This is a genomic window from Brevundimonas sp. TWP2-3-4b1 (genome assembly GCF_049897665.1).
In the GTDB taxonomy this organism is placed as follows: domain Bacteria; phylum Pseudomonadota; class Alphaproteobacteria; order Caulobacterales; family Caulobacteraceae; genus Brevundimonas; species Brevundimonas subvibrioides_B.
This window is the reverse complement of sequence record NZ_JAFCWQ010000002.1, coordinates 142,195-157,291: the sequence shown is the minus strand read 5'-3', so window position 1 is coordinate 157,291 and position 15,097 is coordinate 142,195. Positions and strand designations below refer to the sequence as shown.

Below are 15,097 nucleotides of genomic sequence, written 5' to 3'. Positions count from 1 at the left end.
TCTCCTCCCCATCGCCACTTGGCGATGGGAAGGAGGACCGCGAAGTGGTGGAGGGGCTCTTGGCCGCCGCACCGAACCGGGGTGAAGAACCCCTCCGTCACGGCGCAAGGGGCGCCGCGCCACCTCCCCATCGCTGCGCGACGGGGAGGAGACAGGAACATCGCCATGACCTTCCGCACCCTCGACGACGCTGGTTCCCTGGTCGGCAAGACCGCCCTGGTCCGCGTGGACTTCAACGTCCCGATGGAGGACGGCAAGGTCACGGATGACACCCGCCTGCGCGTCGCCCTGCCGACGATCAACAAACTGCGCGACGCCGGCGCCAAGGTGGCCCTGCTGGCCCATTTCGACCGGCCGAAGGGCAAGGTCGTGCCGTCGATGAGCCTGCAGCCCGTGGTCGATGATCTGGAGCATCTGCTGGGCGCCCCCGTGCGCTTTGCCAGCGACTGTGTCGGCGACGAGGCCAGGGCCGCCATCGCCGACATCGACGCCGGCGGGGTGATCCTGCTGGAAAACGTCCGCTTCCACGCCGGCGAGGAGGCCAACGACCCTGCCTTCTCCGCCCAGCTGGCCGAACTGGCGGACCTGTACGTCAACGACGCCTTCTCCGCCGCCCATCGCGCCCACGCCTCGACCGAGGGTGTCGCCCACCTGCTGCCCGCCTATGCCGGCGAATCCATGCGACGGGAGCTGGACGCTCTCGACGCCGCGCTGGGCAACCCCAGGAAGCCCGTCATCGGCATCGTCGGCGGGGCCAAGGTCTCGACCAAGCTGGACCTGCTGAAGAATCTGGTCGGCAAGCTGGACCGGCTCGCCATCGGCGGCGGCATGGCCAACACCTTCCTGTTCGCGCAAGGGATCGACATCGGCGGCTCCCTGGCCGAGCGCGACATGGCCGATACGGCGCTCGAGATCATCGCTGAAGCCAACGCGCGGGGTTGCGAACTGCTGCTGCCTGTGGACTTCGTCGTGGCGACCGAGGTCAAGCCCGGCGTCGCCAACCGGGCCGTCCCGGCCGGGGAAACCCTGTCCGCCGACGACAAGATCCTGGACGCCGGTCCGGCCACGGTCGCGCGTCTGATCGAGGCGATCACGGCGTCGAAGACTTTGATCTGGAACGGACCGCTGGGCGTGTTCGAAGTCCCGCCCTTCGACGCCGCGACCGTCTCGGTCGCCCATCACGCGGCGGCCCTGGCCAAGGCCGGTGTGCTCATCGCCGTCGGCGGCGGCGGCGACACGGTCTCGGCCCTGAACCACGCGGGCGTCGTGGACGACATGACCTTCGTCTCGACCGCAGGCGGCGCCTTCCTGGAGTGGATGGAGGGCAAGGCCCTGCCTGGCGTCGAGGCGCTGAAGACGTGAACGAGGGCTTCGACCCGCGCCGTTTCGGCAAGACCGCTCGCAACGAGCAGCGGAAGCTGTTGGCCACGACGCTCAATACGATCGGTCTTGCGACCTTCGGCGTCGGCGTGCTGACGCCGTTCTTTAATCAGGGTTGGCGGCCAGAGAACCTTCTGACGGCAATGACGGTCTGTGTTATTCTGGTCGTGCTCCACATGGTGGCGCAGCGGATACTCCGGGACCTGGAGGAATAGGATGACGCTCGATACCCAATGGCTGCCCGCCATCGCTGGCCTCGTCGGCGGCGGCATCATCACCACGATCTGGCTGGTCATGAGGCACGGCTGGGCGAAAGACATCGCCCGTGAACGACACGCCGAAGCCGAATGGCAGCGGACACAGACACACCCCGCTGAATAGCATTGCACTCGCCTGTTACACGGCGTGACTTGAGGCCGCCCGGCCGCTAAACCGGGAAAAACAAGACCTCAGGAGTTTATCGCCATGGCGCGCATCACGCTGCGACAGCTTCTCGACCATGCGGCCGAGAATGACTACGGCCTGCCGGCCTACAATATCAACAATATGGAACAGGGCCTGGCGATCATGGAGGCGGCCGAGGCCGTCAACGCCCCGGTCATCATCCAGGCCTCGCGGGGCGCGCGCTCCTACGCCAACGACATCGTGCTGGCCAAGCTGATCGACGCGCTTGCCGAGCTCTATCCGCACATCCCGGTCTGCATGCACCAGGACCACGGCAACGGCCCCGCGACCTGCGCCACGGCCATCCAGTACGGCTTCACCTCGGTGATGATGGACGGCTCGCTGATGGAGGACGGCAAGACGCCCGCCGACTACGACTACAATGTGGATGTCACCCGTCGCGTCACCGAGATGGCCCACAGCTGCGGCGTCTCGGTCGAGGGCGAACTGGGCGTGCTCGGCTCGCTGGAGACCGGCATGGGCGAGGCCGAGGATGGTCACGGCTTCGAGGGCAAGCTGGATCACTCCGCCCTGCTGACCGACCCGGACCAGGCGGTCGATTTCGTCAGCCGCACCAAGGTCGACGCCCTCGCCATCGCTATGGGCACGTCGCACGGCGCCTACAAATTCTCGCGCAAACCCGACGGCGAAGTGCTGGCCATGCATGTGATCGAGGAGATTCACCGCCGGCTGCCCGACACCCACCTGGTCATGCACGGCTCGTCGTCGGTGCCGCAGGACCTTCAGGACATCATCAACCAGTACGGCGGCGCCATGCCCCAGACCTGGGGCGTGCCGGTCGAGGAAATCCAGCGCGGCATCAAGCACGGCGTGCGCAAGATCAACATCGACACCGACAACCGCATGGCCATGACCGGCGCGGTGCGGAAGATCCTGATGGAAAAGCCGGGCGAGTTCGATCCGCGCGCCTGGCTGAAGCCTGCCAAGGAGGCGATGCGCAAGCTCTGCATCGAACGCTACCAGCAGTTCGGCTGCGAGGGGCAGGCGTCGTCGATCCGACCGATGTCCACCGCCCAGATGGCCAAGCGATACGCCAAGGGCGACCTGGACCCGGTCTATGGCCGCGAGCTGAAGGCGGCCTCGTAAAGCGCGACCGGGCTGCCGGCCTGCATCGGATCGCGCCCGACTTCGGGGTGATTTTAAAAAGCGGCGGCAACGCCCCGAAGCGGCCGGGCACCCTGAGTCGGCGATGCGGTTGTCCGCCCGTCGATCCTATTGATCTGGATCAAGGACGCTCACTCCCGGATGAAAGACATTGATGATCCGGATGGACCGATCAGGCCCACCCGGATTGCGGCAGACCTCATCTCGCGTGCGGCGACCAGACCGGCGCGTCAACAGTGGAGACCAGAGTGGCCAGCAACATCAATCGCCGGTCCTTCATGGCAAGGATCGTCGGCGGAGCGGCGATTTCGGGAAGCGCACTGTCTCTCGTAACGGGTCAGGCTGGGGCGCAAACCTATACCGGTCGATCGGATTCCGATCCCGCGGACGCGTCCGGCTACGGTCACAACCAGACCGGTGTCTCCGACCGTGTAAGTACCGATCTCGCCAACCAGGGACGCAACCAGACCGGCGTCTCCGACCGCGACAGTACCGATCTCGCCAACCAGGGACGCAACCAGACCGGTGTCTCCGACCGTGACAGTACCGATCTCGCCAACCAGGGACGCAACCAGACCGGCGTCTCCGATCGCGACAGTACCGATCTCGCCAACCAGGGACGCAACCAGACCGGCCGCTCAGATAGCGACAGTACTGATCTTGCCAACCAAGGCCGGGGGACTGGTTGCACGGACAGCGATAGCGGGGAGGGCGCTGATCGCGTCAGCCATGGCCGCTGTCCCAATTGACAGGCCTTCCTGGCGGCCCATCGGGGTCGAGAATTGATATGATCCACAGCCAACTGAAGGATCCACTCGGGTGGCTGCTGGGTGACGCCGCAGCGGGATTTCTCGATACCCGTTTCGAACAAGAGCCGGTTGTCATGCATCACGGCGATGCGGAACGCTTCCGACCGCTGCTATCCATCGCCGCCGTCGATCGGAAGATCTCGGAACTGGATCTTCGCGAAGGCATGTTGTCCATGGCCAACGCGAACCAGCCGATCCAGACCGCAGACTTTGTGGCCGCCAATGGCGCGGTTGATCGCGTCGGGGTTGCCCGGCTGTACCGTCGCGGCGGGACAGTCATTCTGAACCAGCTCCACCAGTCCGACATCACCCTGGCGGCGTTCTGCCGGGCGGTGGAAAGGATCTTCTCCTGCCACGTCCAGACGAATATCTATCTGACGCCGCCTGGATCGCAGGGATTCCACACCCACTACGACAGCCATGATGTCTTCATCCTCCAGATCGAGGGTGAAAAGGCCTGGCGGCTCTATGACAGACCGGTCGACGCCCCCTATCGGGGAGAGTCCTTCGAACCCGGCAAACATCCGGTCGGCGAGCCCCGCCAAAGCTTCACGCTGAAGGCGGGGGATTGCGCCTATGTGCCTCGTGGCCTGATGCATGACGCCTCGACCTCTGGCGAATGGGCCTCGCTCCACATCACCTGTGGTCTGCTGGTGAAGACGTGGGCTGACCTCATGCTGGAAGCGGTGTCTCAGGTCTGCGTCGAGGACCCCAGCTTCCGACGGAGCCTCCCGCCCGGCTTCGCCAATCCTGGTTTCGACCGCGGCCAGGCCCAGGACCATTTCTCGGAGCTGGTCACCAGGCTTGTCGGCCTCGTCGAAATGGGCCCGTCTCTGGATGTCATCACCGATCTTTTCATTCAATCGCGCGAGCCCGATGTCCGCGGCGCGATCGAGGGAGCCTCAAGGCCGCTGGCCGCGCGCTATCGTGCCCGCCCGGCGCTCTGGAAACTCGAGGATGCGGATCCAGGACTGCGCCTTGTCGTTCCGGGCGGAGACATGACCTTCGCTCGAGCGCCCCGGGTTGTCCTCGAGCGGGCGCTTGATGGCGAGCCGTTCGCGCCGCACGACCTGGGATGGGAGGAGGCAGACGATGTGATCCGGCGCCTCGCCACGACCGGATTGATAGAACCTATCGACTGATCGCCCCCAAAGGCAGTAGTGCGTGCGAGATGTGAGCCCATGGCTCGTTCGCCCCGTCAGACATGCGGCCGGCGCATCGCTGGCGGCCTGAAGATCGGCACGGCGCTTGAGGGGAAGTGGGCCCATTCTTATTCTCGAAGCTCGCATCGAGGCGACCGGCGAGCGGCTCGACAAGGCTCTTGCCCTCGCATTTCCTGAACTCTCCCGGGCGCGTCTTCAGGCCCTGCTGCTGCAGGGGGCCGTTTCCGTCGATGGTCAGGTCATCACCAGCGGGTCGGGCCGGGCCGGGCCGGGACTCTATCGCGTCGACCTCCCTGCGGTGGTCTCCGCCAATCCGGAGCCGCAGGCAATCACGCTGACCGTCCTCTATGAGGACGCCGACCTGATCGTCATCGACAAGCCTTCCGGCATGGCCGCCCACCCGGCTCCCGGCACGCCGGACGGCACTCTGGTCAACGCCCTGCTGCATCACTGCGGCGACAGCCTGTCCGGCATCGGCGGCGTCGCTCGCCCCGGCATCGTTCACCGGCTGGACAAGGACACCTCCGGCGTGATGGTCGCCGCCAAGTCCGACCGCGCCCATGCGGGATTGTCGAAACTGTTCGCCGCCCACGACATCGAACGGACCTACATCGCCCTGACGCGCGGCGCGCCTTTGCCCGAGCGCGGCCGGATCGAGACCCAGATCGGGCGCTCGTCCTCGGATCGCAAGAAGATGGCGGTGCTGAAGGTCGGCGGACGCAATGCCGTCACCGACTATGTGGTTCAGGCTCGCTACGGCGTGCCCGCCAAGGCCGGGGCCGCGCCGCTGGCGGCCCGCGTCGCCTGCACTCTGCATACCGGCCGGACCCACCAGATCCGGGTGCATCTGGCCTCGAAGGGTTCGCCGATTCTGGGAGACGCCGTCTACGGATCGGGCAGCCCCGCCGCCGCCGTGAAGGCCGCCATCATCGAAGCCGGCCTGACGCGCCAGGCCCTGCACGCTGCCGTCCTTGGCTTCGTCCACCCGGTAACAGGGGAGGCGTTGCGATTCGAGACGGCGCTCCCACCTGATATGCAGGCGCTCGGGACCCTGCTCGCCGCCCTCTAGAGGCCGGCCATGACCGACGCTCAAATCCGCGACAACGTCGAACGGCACCGCTATGAGCTGCCGGTCGGCAATCAGATGGCGGTGGTGACCTACAACCTGTCCGAACCCAATCCGATGATCACCGAAACCCTGGTGCCCCAGGCGCTGGAGGGTCAGGGCATCGCCAGCCGCCTGGCCAAAGACGTCATCGCCGACGCCACGGAGCGCGGTCTGCTGATCCTGCCGGTCTGCCCGTTTTTCTCGGCTTATTTTCAGAAACACCCGGAACTCGCCCAGGTCGTTCACCCACGATATCGCGACATTCTGGGTATCTGAACGCCGTCGCGAAAGTAAGTCTTGATAGAAGACGCACTACTCGCTATACCCCTCGTCATGGACGGAAGTGGCGCCAGGGTCACGGTCACGCTGTGGTGTGACGATCCGCCTCTGACAAAGGAGGCAACCCATAGCTACTTGTCATGTTGAGGGGTGAGGAGACGGGGCACATTCGGTGGCCGTCTGCGCTGAGCCTGCTCTTATCTAGGCTCGGAGGGACCAAATGGCTGCACTGAAATCACTCGCGGTGATGTCGCCTGAACAGGGACTGTCGCGATATCTGACGGAAATCCGCAAGTTTCCGATGCTTACCAAGGACGAGGAGTTCATGCTCGCCAAGCGGTGGACCGAGCATCAGGACTCCGAGAGCGCGCACCGCCTCGTCACATCCCACCTGCGTCTCGTGGCCAAGATCGCCATGGGTTATCGCGGCTACGGCCTGCCGATCGGCGAGGTGATCTCGGAAGGCAACGTGGGCCTGATGCAGGCCGTCAAGAAATTCGACCCGGACAAGGGCTTCCGCCTGGCCACCTACGCCATGTGGTGGATTCGCGCCTCGATCCAGGAATACATCCTGCGCAGCTGGTCGCTCGTGAAGATGGGCACCACGGCGGCTCAGAAGAAGCTGTTCTTCAACCTGCGCAAGGCCAAGAGCCAGATCTCGGCCTTCGAGGAGGGCGACCTGCATCCGGAACACCTCTCCGCCATCGCCACCAAGCTGGGCGTGTCGGAGGAAGAGGTCACCAACATGAACCGCCGTCTCGGCGGCGACGCCTCGCTGAATGCGCCCCTGCGCGTGGATGGCGAGAGCGAGTGGCAGGACTGGCTGTCGGACGACAACGCGGTGTCCCAGGAGACGGCTCTGGCCGACTCCGAGGAGAAGTCGTTGCGGATGGGCCTGCTTCAGGAAGCCATGGGCGAACTGACCGATCGCGAGAAGCACATCCTGACAGAGCGTCGCCTCAAGGACGATCCGGTCACCCTGGAAGAACTGGCCGGCCAGTACGGCGTGTCGCGCGAGCGCGTGCGTCAGATCGAGGTCCGCGCCTTCGAGAAACTTCAGAAGGCCATGCGCGCGGCAGCCGAGGAACGAAACCTCGTCGACGCATAACGCGCCAAACGCGGACACAAGAAAACAGGCGCGCGAGCACCTCGCGCGCCTGTTTTGCTATTCGATTGTGAGGGTTAGCCGGCTCGGGTCAATTCCGTGCCCGGCTCGGCCAGGGCGAGGATCGCGCCGATCGGTCCGGCCAGACCGGCCTTGGTCGGAGCGCCCGCGGCGAGACAGCCCTCAAGCCCGGCGGCGGCCACCGCCAGCCGCGTGTCGGATGTCTTCATCGCCAACGCCTTGAGCGTCTCCGCCTGCTGATTGACGGCGCGCACCGCCTGCATCGGATCGCTGTCGAACTGAGCCAGCGACGCCGCCAGAATACGCAGCGCCTGATCCTTGACCGCCAAGGCGGCGCCAGCGGCCGTCGCGGGCTTGTCGGCCTTGCGCTTCTGAGGCCCCGCATACTCCCCCGAATTGAACCGGCGCCGGTCCGGCCCGACGTAGCCGACCGCCTCGATCCAGTCGCGCGGCTTCAGCGCCACGTTCTCGACCCGCCGGAACAGATCAGCAGAGGTGAAGGGCTTTCTGAGGAATTCGTGGATGCCGGAATCGCGGGCGCCCTTGATCGAGGACGCCGTCGCATCAGCGGTCATCATGATGATCGGCGCCCGACGGCAGCCCAGATTGGAGCGGCGAATACTTTTCGCAAGACGTTCGCCATCCAGCCTCGCGCCCGAGCGCTCGGTGAAGATCAGGCCCGGCTCCATCTCGCGCGCATGGTCCAGAACGCGGTGCTCGTCGGACTCCGTCACGACCTCGCGCGCGCCCACACTCTTCATGATGTCCAGCAGCAGCCGCGCCGACGCCGGGTTCGGGTCGGCGATCAACACCCGTCGAACGACCGGCTCAATGCGGTTCAAGGTCTTGGCGTCGGCTGCGAACACTAGGCAACTCCGGGGAGGTCAGCATTGTGGCTAACTGCCGCCGGTTAAGACCACGTTGAATGAGAACGGATTTCTTCACCCCCTCCCCGTGCCCTCAGCTCTGGAACGGATCCCGCATCAGGATGGTGTCGTCGCGCTCCGGGCTGGTCGACAACAGAGCCACCGGCGCCCCGATCAACTCCTCGATCCGACGCACATATTTGATGGCGTTTGCGTTGATGTCCTTGAAGCTGCGAACCCCGCTGGTGCTCTCGCTCCAACCCGGGAGTTCCTCGAACACTGGCTCGGCCGCCGCCTGGGCCTTCAGACTGGACGGCAGATAGTCCAGCACTTCGCCGTCGATCCGATAGCCCGTGCAGATCTTCAGCGTCTTCAGCCCGTCCAGCACATCCAGCTTGGTCAGGGCGATGCCGTCGATGCCGTTGATCGCCACCGACTGGCGCACGAGTACGGCGTCGAACCAACCGCATCGCCGCGCCCTGCCGGTATTCACCCCGACCTCGCGCCCCACGGTCGCCAGATGCCGACCGACCTCGTCGTCCAGTTCACAGGCGAATGGCCCTTCGCCGACGCGGGTGGTGTAAGCCTTCACGATCCCTAGCACATAGCCGACACCGCGCGGCCCCAGACCCGAGCCCGCCGCCGCCTGTCCGGCGACGGTGTTGGACGAGGTGACATAGGGATAGGTGCCGTGATCGACGTCCAGGAAAGCGCCCTGAGCACCTTCGAACAGGATCCGCTTGCCGGCTTTCTGCGCCTGATCCAGTACCCGCCAGGCCGGCTTCACATAGGGCAGGATCTTCGGCGCTATCTCCAGAAGTTGAGCCAGCAGGGCCTGCGGATCGATCGGCTCCAGCCCCAGGCCGGCGCGCAGCGGATCGTGGTGCGACCTCAGGCGCTCGATCTTGACCTTCAGATCGTCTTCGTTGGCCAGGTCGCAGACCCGGATCGCGCGCCGCCCCACCTTGTCTTCGTATGCGGGGCCGATGCCGCGTCCCGTGGTGCCGATTTTTGCCCCGGGCGCGCTCGCCGCCGCCTCTCGCGCCACGTCCAGCGCCGGATGGATGGGCAGGATCAGACAGGCATTGTCAGCGATCGTCAGGATTTCGGGATTTATTGTGACGCCCTGGGCCTCGATCTTCGCGATCTCACCGACCAGATGCCAGGGATCGACGACCACGCCGTTGCCGATGATCGACGGCTTGCCCTGCACCACGCCGCTCGGGAGCAAGGCGAGCTTGTAGACCTTGCCGTCCACGACCAGCGTATGGCCGGCATTATGGCCGCCCTGGAACCGCACGATGATGTCGGCCCTGTTCGACAGCCAGTCGACGATCTTGCCCTTGCCCTCGTCGCCCCACTGGGCTCCGACCACCGCTACGTTCGCCAAGGTTTTCGTCTCCGCCTGATGCGGGCGCAGCCTATAGCGGGGGAATCGGGGAATGTCGTCCCGACCGGGACGAATTCGGCTCAGAGTTCGCGGACAGCCGTCTCGAACGCCCAGTCCAGCCACGGGGTGGCGGCGACGATGTCGTCGGCCTCAACCGTGCAGCCGCACCAGATGCGTAGGCCGGCTGGCGCATTGCGGTGGCTCTCGACATCGAACGCCGCCTGTTCGGCCTCCAGCAGCGTCTTCATCCGCTTGACGAAACCCTGCCGTCCCGCGTCGTCCAGCGCCCTGACGCGCGGATCGACGATCTTCAGGCACACCGAGGTCGTCGAGCGGATCGCGGCATCCTCAGCCAGGTAGTCGATCCAGTCGGTACGTTCGACCCAGCCGTTCAGCGCTGCCGCGTTCGCATCCGTCCGTCGGATCAGTTCCCCCAAGCCGCCCGCGCCCTTCGCCCATTCCAGAGCGTCGATCCAGTCTTCCAGCGTCCACACCGAGAAGGTGTTCAGCATCGTACCGCTGGCCAGGCTTCGGTCGAAGCCTTTGCCGTCGCGCAATCGCAGCACCTTGGGGATTGCACGCGGGGGCTCATAAGCGTCCAGGCGGGCCACGGCACGGGGCGACAGCGCAGCCACCCCGATCCCCGCCTCGCCGCCCAGGGCCTTCTGGAAGGAGAAGGTCACGACATCCAGCTTTTCGAAATCCATCGGCATGGCGAAGGCCGCCGATGTCGCGTCGCATATCACGATGCCCATGCGGTCGTCGGAGATCCAGTCCACGCCCGGCGTCTTCACGCCCGAGGTCGTGCCGTTCCAGGGGAAGACCAGATCCTTCTTCGGATCGACCTTCGACACATCCGGGAACCGACCCCAAGGCGCCTCGAGGATCTCAAGCTGGTCGAGCTTCAGGTGATCCTTGGCATCCACAGCCCATTGCTTCCCGAAATTCTCGAAGGCCATCACCTGCACGGGCCGATGGCCCAGCATGTTCCACATGGCGGCTTCGACCGCCCCGGTATCCGACCCCGGCAGATAGGCCAGCACCCAGTCCTGCGGGATTTCCAGAACCTCTTTGGTCAGTCGCAGGCCATAGGCGAACCGCTCAACCACCTCCGGCGAGCGGATGCCCCTCCCCAGCAGGTCGTGCGGCAAGGCATGCGAGGACCATCCCGGGCGTTTGGCGGTCGGCCCCGCCGCGAACCAGGGTCGCGCGGGTTTAATGTTCGGCTTGGACATCATCAGCTCTTGCCCGGCTTGTAGGGGCGATTGGCGCGCCAATCTTCGGCCACCCGGTTCAGGATCGGATCGATCACATCAGGCAGGGTTACGATCAGTCGCGCCTTCAGGTCGCCCCGCGCCCCGCCGGCGAAGGCGCCCCGGCCCTTGAGACGAAGCGTCTGTCCGGAGTTCGCCCCGTTCGGCACCGTCACCGAGACGGTCCCGTCCGGCGTCTGGCACTCGACCTTGCCGCCCAGGATCGCATCGGGGACCGAGATCGCCAGATCCATGGTCAGATCCGCGCCCTCGACTTTGAATACCGGATGCGGCGCGATCCGCAGCTCGATCAGGGCGTCGCCTGGCTCGGTCCTTCCGGGCGTTCCCTGGCCGCGCAGCCGGATCGTCTGCCCGTTGGTCGCCCCCTTGGGAATGGTGACGTCAAGCGTCCGGCCGTCCGAGAATTGGATCCGCCGCGTCGCTCCGCCGATGGAGTCCTCCAGGCTGATCTCCAGCGTCGCCCGAACGTCCTGCCCACGACCGAAACCGGCGGCCCGCCCCCGACCGCCTCCGCCGAACCGGCCGAAGATGTCGTCGAGATCCAGATCCTCGAACGCCGCGCGACCGCCTGGCCCTCCGCCCGCGCCGAAGCCGCCGAAACCGCCGGTCCCCATACCCGCGCCGCCACCCGGCTGTCCGCCGCCGTAGCCGCGATACTGGGGCTGGCCATCGGCGTCGATCTGGCCGGTGTCGTATTTCGATTTCGTGTCGGGATCGCTCAGGATGTCGAACGCGGCCGAGACGCGCTTGAACCGTTCCTCGGTCGCCTTGTCACCGCGGTTCTTGTCCGGGTGCAGTTCCTTGGCCAGTTTGCGGAACGCGGCTTTGATGTCGGCGGCGCTCGCCCCCCTGGACACACCCAGTTCCTTGTAGGGATCACCCGCCACGCCGTTCGCCGCTCCGTCACGCTTCGTCGAATCCGGCTCGCGCGTCGCGACCGACCTTCGTCTCGTCAGTTAAGGCATGCGGTGTGCGGTGCAATGCTTTTCAGACGATCAGCGGCGCCTGCGCCTCGACGCCCCATCCGAAACCGGGCCCGTATTGCGCCACCGCCACGACAGCATCCGGCCCGCCGCCGCCCGGGAAATCTTCGGCCATGTCCTCCACAGCATAGAGGAACGAAGTCTCCTCCACCTCGAACGTCCGCCGCTGCAGGCCGCCGTCAAGGATGCGCACCCGGAACCGGCGCGGATCGACTTCGGCGGGCTCCTGGTCCCATACGTCACCAATCCGGGTCCTTGGCGCCCATGACAGTCGCCGTCCGCCGCCCTCCTCCACGACCCTCAGGGCTGGACTCCACGGCCTCGCGTGCAGTCGCATCGGCGTGAAGGCAGCGTCGACGAACCCGAGCCCGCCCGGGGCCCGCCCGTTCGGCCCAACCCGCGCGATCCGCGCAAGGCCGCGTTCCCCCGTCGCCGTCTCGAACCGTCCCGCCCGGGGGTCCAGCAGCACGACGATCGCGCCTTCGGGCGCCCCCGCCTCCATCTCGCCTTCCGTCCCTTGCTGCCCCCGCAGCAGTCCGCTCAGTCGCCAGATACCGGCGCCCAGCAGCGCCGCCTGCCGATACTGCACGATCTCCCACCCCGCCGTCGTCTCCACGGCAGCCAGGTTCGCCCCGCCCAGCACCGCGCTCTCCGACAGACTGGCCGGGGCCGCACCCTCCAGCCGCACCACCACGGCGTTCGTTTCGTCCCAACGATGCAGCACGCCGGCCCTCAGGGCCCGTGTCAGCCGCCCCACTGTCGCAGGCGCCCCGACAGTTCCTCTGGCGGTCAGGGTCTCCGCATTCTCCCCGACATGCACCGTCATCGGCCGCCATAATTCGCAAGCCACTGCCGCGATCAGCCGATCGTCCGGCTCCGCGCCCGGCAGGGGCGGCAAGTCAAGGATCCGAACGAACGGGGCCCCCGCCGACTCGATACCGGACCCCCGCCGCCACACAACCGGCTCGGTACCGACGCTCTCACCATCGCGTCTCGCCAAAACCGCCGTCGGCGTCTCGTCCAGCGTCACCCGCTCGGTCCGCCAAATACCCGTCTCACCCTCGACCTCCACAGTGTCTCCGTCCTCAAGCCGCAGCGCCTCCAGAGGCCCCAGGGCGACCGTCAACCGATCTTCGCCTTCGCCCTTGAGCAGCCGTCGGGCCAGGGCCTTTGCCAGCCCCGCGCCACAGACGGCCGGCAGGTCGGCATCAATACTGCCTCCGTCGCCTTCGCCCCGCACCACCGTCGCGCCGGTCTGATAGTCCGCGCCCTCGTCGATGAAACGAATTCGCGCCATGGCCGGCAGGGCCTCCAGCGACCGTATCCGCACCGGCCCCGCGCGTCCGTCCGTCAAACCCAGATCAGCCAGCGCCAGGGTTCCGCCGGCTCCCTCGACACCAATCAGCGACACCCGTCCGCCCCGCTCACACGCTTTCATGTCGAACGCGTGCAACAGTGGCTCAAGCGCGTCGCGTGTGCGCATCGGCCGGTCGGTCACATAGGCCCGCGAGGCCAGCATCAGGATCGCCAGCCTCAACGGCGCCGCCGACGCGGCCGTGAGGGCCAGCCCCGCCTCGCCCTCGACCCGCGCCTGGGCCGCATCAATCAATGTCTGGATCAGCCCGTCCTCGGCCTCGTGCTCGACGCGCAGGAACAGCTTCGCCTCCGTGAGCGACACGGGTGCGGTCATGAGAGTTCTCCGATGTCAGAATGCCCCTCTCCCCTTGCGGGAGAGGGCTTGAGCGCCCGCGAGCGAAGCGAGTGGTCTTGCGCGAAAGGGTGAGGGGTCTCGCTGCCGAGAACCGGCGAGGGTCGGCGTCACCCCTCACCCGCCCGCGCCAGGACAGCCGCTAACGCGACCGTGCGCGGCCTCCCTCTCCCGCAAGGGGAGAGGGAGCAACCATCAGCTCAAGCTGAACTTCATCACCTTGATGGCGTCGAAATTCTGCACCCCGCCGCCGACGCGCTTGGTCGTGTAGAACAGCACATAGGGCTTGGCCGAATACGGGTCCCTCAGCACCCGCACCCCGGCGCGATCCACAATCAGATAGCCGCGCTGGAAGTCGCCGAACGCGATGGCGTGGCTGTTGGCGGCGATGTCCGGCATCGTCTCGATCTCGGTGACCGGATAGCCCAGCAGAGACGCCGTCTCGCCCGGCCGCGACGCCGGCGACCAGATGTAGGCGCCGTCCGCGTCCTTGAACTTGCGCACGGCCGAGACCGTCTTGCGGTTCATCACGAACCGCCCGTTCGGCCGGAACTGGGCCTTGGGCGCATAGATCAGGTCGATCAGCCTGTCGGACGGGCTGGAGCTGGCGAAAGCCCCCGCCGCCCCCGAGGCGACAAAGCCAATGTCACCCCAGGTCTGGGATGCATCCGCCACGATGGAATAGCCTAGGAAGCCCTTGGGCTTGTTCACGCCATCGCCCGTCACGAACGCCGCCGTCTCCTGCGCCGCGAAGGCGTCCTCGACCTCGCTGGCCAGCCATTCGTCCAGATCGACCAACGCGTCATCCAGCAACGACTACGTCGCCGCCGGATTGGCGTACAGATCGGCGGCCGGGAAATCGAGCAGGGCCAGGGTCGCCGGATCCGTCTCCGGACGCGCTGCCGTCTCGGCCACCCAGCCCGAAGCGATGCCCGCCGTCGACACGGGTTTGCGGAACACCCCCGACGCCACCGTCCGCACCGTGGCGATCTCGCGCATCGGACTGGTCGCCATCAGCCGCCGCTCGATGGCCCGCTCCGTCTCCGGCGGCACGACATAGCCGCCCGAGTTCGACGCCGACGACAGCCCGGCCTTGAGCTCCAGACCCAGCTCGCGCCCGGTCCGCACATAGCCCTCGAACGCCGCCTTGGCCTCGGGCGCCGAGGCGACCACGGCCGGTTCGGCGCCGCTCGCCGCCCCGATCACAGGCCTGCGCGCGTCCGACAGCGCGCGATCCAGACGCGCCTGGGCCGCGCCCACCGCCTGGTCGATCCGCGCGACCTTCTCCTCCAGCAGCGTATCAGCCGAGGCCTTCTTCTCGATCTCGCTCAGCCGGGCGTCGTTGGCCCCTTTGAACGCCTCGAACGCCGCCATCATTTCATGCATGGCCGCGCGCGCCTCCGGCGAGGCGGAAGCCTGTTTGGTCTCTTTCATCGTGTCTC

Annotated in this window: 14 protein-coding genes and 1 pseudogene; 9 read left to right on the top strand and 6 right to left on the bottom strand. The window is 66.5% G+C overall.

Features of this window, described 5'->3' with window-relative positions:
• Positions 1 to 165: 165 nt before the first annotated feature.
• The 9 genes from ACP7A5_RS03115 (at position 166) to rpoH (ending at position 7,416) form a co-directional block, all read left to right on the top strand.
• Complete coding sequence (locus tag ACP7A5_RS03115) at positions 166 to 1,362, top strand: phosphoglycerate kinase (protein ID WP_426040539.1); 1,197 nt, start codon at positions 166 to 168, stop codon at positions 1,360 to 1,362.
• Positions 1,359 to 1,595 (top strand): hypothetical protein, encoded by a 237-nt coding sequence (locus ACP7A5_RS03110; protein WP_426040538.1) that lies wholly within the window; start codon positions 1,359 to 1,361, stop codon positions 1,593 to 1,595. The genes ACP7A5_RS03115 and ACP7A5_RS03110 overlap by 4 nt, the downstream gene beginning before the upstream one ends.
• 1 nt (position 1,596) lies before the next feature.
• The gene (locus tag ACP7A5_RS03105) at positions 1,597 to 1,761 is read left to right on the top strand and encodes a hypothetical protein (RefSeq protein ID WP_426040537.1); all 165 of its coding nucleotides are present in this window, start codon (positions 1,597 to 1,599) and stop codon (positions 1,759 to 1,761) included.
• An 84-nt stretch (positions 1,762 to 1,845) separates the two neighbouring features.
• The gene (gene fba, locus ACP7A5_RS03100) at positions 1,846 to 2,931 is read left to right on the top strand and encodes a class II fructose-bisphosphate aldolase (protein WP_426040536.1); all 1,086 of its coding nucleotides are present in this window, start codon (positions 1,846 to 1,848) and stop codon (positions 2,929 to 2,931) included.
• A 266-nt stretch (positions 2,932 to 3,197) separates the two neighbouring features.
• Positions 3,198 to 3,698 carry a hypothetical protein gene (locus ACP7A5_RS03095; protein ID WP_426040535.1) on the top strand — a complete coding sequence of 167 codons (501 nt, stop codon included), beginning with the start codon at positions 3,198 to 3,200 and terminating at the stop codon, positions 3,696 to 3,698.
• Between the two features lie 38 nt (positions 3,699 to 3,736).
• A complete protein-coding gene (locus ACP7A5_RS03090) occupies positions 3,737 to 4,900 on the top strand; it encodes a cupin domain-containing protein (protein ID WP_426040534.1) in 1,164 nt (387 codons plus the stop codon).
• A gap of 106 nt (positions 4,901 to 5,006) precedes the next feature.
• Positions 5,007 to 5,990: an RluA family pseudouridine synthase gene (locus ACP7A5_RS03085; RefSeq protein ID WP_426040533.1), complete on the top strand. Its 984-nt coding sequence runs from the start codon at positions 5,007 to 5,009 to the stop codon at positions 5,988 to 5,990.
• A 9-nt stretch (positions 5,991 to 5,999) separates the two neighbouring features.
• A complete protein-coding gene (locus ACP7A5_RS03080; protein WP_426040532.1) occupies positions 6,000 to 6,305 on the top strand; it encodes a GNAT family N-acetyltransferase in 306 nt (101 codons plus the stop codon).
• Between the two features lie 223 nt (positions 6,306 to 6,528).
• The gene (gene rpoH / locus ACP7A5_RS03075) at positions 6,529 to 7,416 is read left to right on the top strand and encodes an RNA polymerase sigma factor RpoH (RefSeq protein WP_303695256.1); all 888 of its coding nucleotides are present in this window, start codon (positions 6,529 to 6,531) and stop codon (positions 7,414 to 7,416) included.
• Positions 7,417 to 7,490: 74 nt separating this feature from the next.
• On the opposite strand, the gene ACP7A5_RS03070 is transcribed toward rpoH, so the two are convergent.
• From ACP7A5_RS03070 to ACP7A5_RS03045, 6 genes and pseudogenes are all read right to left on the bottom strand, one after another.
• Positions 7,491 to 8,300: a response regulator gene (locus tag ACP7A5_RS03070; RefSeq protein WP_426040531.1), complete on the bottom strand. Its 810-nt coding sequence runs from the start codon at positions 8,298 to 8,300 to the stop codon at positions 7,491 to 7,493.
• 94 nt (positions 8,301 to 8,394) lie between these two features.
• Positions 8,395 to 9,690: an adenylosuccinate synthase gene (locus tag ACP7A5_RS03065; RefSeq protein ID WP_426040530.1), complete on the bottom strand. Its 1,296-nt coding sequence runs from the start codon at positions 9,688 to 9,690 to the stop codon at positions 8,395 to 8,397.
• A gap of 80 nt (positions 9,691 to 9,770) precedes the next feature.
• Positions 9,771 to 10,928, bottom strand: a complete 1,158-nt coding sequence (locus ACP7A5_RS03060) for a phosphoserine transaminase (protein ID WP_426040529.1) — start codon at positions 10,926 to 10,928, stop codon at positions 9,771 to 9,773.
• The gene (locus ACP7A5_RS03055) at positions 10,928 to 11,851 is read right to left on the bottom strand and encodes a J domain-containing protein (RefSeq protein WP_426040528.1); all 924 of its coding nucleotides are present in this window, start codon (positions 11,849 to 11,851) and stop codon (positions 10,928 to 10,930) included. Before ACP7A5_RS03055 ends, ACP7A5_RS03060 begins: the two co-directional genes overlap by 1 nt.
• Before the next feature lie 100 nt (positions 11,852 to 11,951).
• Positions 11,952 to 13,637 (bottom strand): head-tail connector protein, encoded by a 1,686-nt coding sequence (locus ACP7A5_RS03050; RefSeq protein WP_426040527.1) that lies wholly within the window; start codon positions 13,635 to 13,637, stop codon positions 11,952 to 11,954.
• 213 nt (positions 13,638 to 13,850) lie between these two features.
• Positions 13,851 to 15,089: pseudogene (locus ACP7A5_RS03045) on the bottom strand (phage major capsid protein).
• Between the last annotated feature and the right edge of the window lie 8 nt (positions 15,090 to 15,097).

What these genes read in the sequence shown, in the direction of transcription:
- ACP7A5_RS03115 (WP_426040539.1), top strand. Translation starts at nt 166, where the DNA reads ATGACCTTCCGCACCCTCGACGACGCTGGTTCCCTGGTCGGCAAGACC.
- ACP7A5_RS03105 (WP_426040537.1), top strand. Translation starts at nt 1,597, where the DNA reads ATGACGCTCGATACCCAATGGCTGCCCGCCATCGCTGGCCTCGTCGGC.
- fba (WP_426040536.1), top strand. Translation starts at nt 1,846, where the DNA reads ATGGCGCGCATCACGCTGCGACAGCTTCTCGACCATGCGGCCGAGAAT.
- ACP7A5_RS03090 (WP_426040534.1), top strand. Translation starts at nt 3,737, where the DNA reads ATGATCCACAGCCAACTGAAGGATCCACTCGGGTGGCTGCTGGGTGAC.
- ACP7A5_RS03080 (WP_426040532.1), top strand. Translation starts at nt 6,000, where the DNA reads ATGACCGACGCTCAAATCCGCGACAACGTCGAACGGCACCGCTATGAG.
- rpoH (WP_303695256.1), top strand. Translation starts at nt 6,529, where the DNA reads ATGGCTGCACTGAAATCACTCGCGGTGATGTCGCCTGAACAGGGACTG.
- ACP7A5_RS03060 (WP_426040529.1), bottom strand. Translation starts at nt 10,928, where the DNA reads ATGATGTCCAAGCCGAACATTAAACCCGCGCGACCCTGGTTCGCGGCG.
- ACP7A5_RS03050 (WP_426040527.1), bottom strand. Translation starts at nt 13,637, where the DNA reads ATGACCGCACCCGTGTCGCTCACGGAGGCGAAGCTGTTCCTGCGCGTC.